Annotated in this window: 2 protein-coding genes; both read left to right on the forward strand. The window is 35.2% G+C overall.

The genetic code is table 11. The features are described from left to right. Nucleotides 1-730: RHS repeat-associated core domain-containing protein (locus tag ABVT42_RS22320; RefSeq protein ID WP_367024545.1), on the forward strand; the 730-nt coding region annotated here is incomplete at its 5' end. A 28-nt stretch (nt 731-758) separates the two neighbouring features. Next, nucleotides 759-1,151: a hypothetical protein gene (locus ABVT42_RS22325; RefSeq protein WP_353898189.1), complete on the forward strand. Its 393-nt coding sequence runs from the start codon at nt 759-761 to the stop codon at nt 1,149-1,151. Nucleotides 1,152-1,425 lie beyond the last annotated feature (274 nt).

The raw sequence follows: 1,425 nt of genomic DNA on the forward strand, positions 1-1,425 counted from the left end.
ATTATTGGTGGTTGATATTGCCAATGGTGACGTGGTTCAACAAATGGATTATGATGAATTTGGTAATGTCACGCTGGATACAAATCCAGGGTTTCAGCCGTTTGGTTTTGCTGGTGGTATTTATGATAGAGATACAGGGCTGACTCGGTTTGGGGCTAGGGATTATGATCCACAAGCTGGGCGATGGACGAGTAAGGATCCGATTGGTTTTGCTGGTGGGGATAGTAATATTTATGGGTATGTGTTTAGTGATCCGGTGAATTGGATTGATCCATTAGGATTAAAAAAGTGTGCCTGTGATAATTCTAAAGGAACATATAATCCCTACCCGCATAAAGAGGCATTTTTAGACAAAATGACAGGACCATTTGGGCTACCAAGTCCTGGCTTTTTGACTAAAGCACAAGCTGATGGATTTACAAGTTGGTCTGCTCAGGGAGTACAGTTTAAAGCTGGGGTAGGAATTGCTATAGGTGATGCTGTATTGGGAGCATTATTATGGGCTGGAGGTGCTACTGGAGGTGCTTCTTGGGCAATAGCAGGTGTATACACTGCGGCGGGTGCTGCATATGCAATGACGAGGACTAATAAAGAATATAAAGAAGGACACTTGTATCTTGAATCACATTTTAGTCATGATGATGGCTGGCATTATGAAATAGTAACTAATGTTTATGATAAAGATGGAAAGTTAGTCGATTCATGGAGTACCGGATGTAAGAAAAATTAACTAAAAAAACTAAGGAATATTAAACAGTATGAAAAAATTTTTGAAATTTATTTTTATTCCAATAATGGTTTTAGTATTAGCGCTAAATTACAAAATTATTTTTGATCCAAGTGAATCGATGCATGACTCTGTGGCGAGTGAAAACTATTTTAAATGGAAAATTGATTTGTTGTTATGGCTTGGTGCAGATCCTCTTTATAGAGATGGAGCCACATTTAAGGGAGCCATTATATTTAAACATTATGAATTAATTAAAATATTTTCTAATAAGATACCCATGCAAAAAAGAGTTAAAGCTTATAGTATTTTAAAAGAACTAGTTATTAATACAGAGTTAGATGGACAACTACAAAGTGCTTTAGGTGTAAAAGTTTCTAATGATGGTACTATAGAATTAGTTGCTGAGTTGGCTAAAAAATAACAGAGTTCAACTTAATTGAATATGACTAGTCAGATATTTAATTTAAGCTAAAAATGAAGAGTAATACTAACTGTCCTGAATGTGGATGTCGAAGTATGAGTTTTTGGAAAAAAATTTCCTTAAGTGTTGTAGTTTACTTTTTTACCATCATACTTCTTGCCAGTTTCTTTATCATAAGATTGTGCAAGAATTAAACGACTTTACCCAATTAACATCGTCCGCTTTTTAGTGCTTGCCAAATTGTTGTCATAGGTTCTACCAAATTGTTATCAAA

The sequence above is a fragment of the Aliikangiella maris genome (assembly GCF_040719265.1).
GTDB lineage: Bacteria > Pseudomonadota > Gammaproteobacteria > Enterobacterales > Kangiellaceae > Aliikangiella > Aliikangiella maris.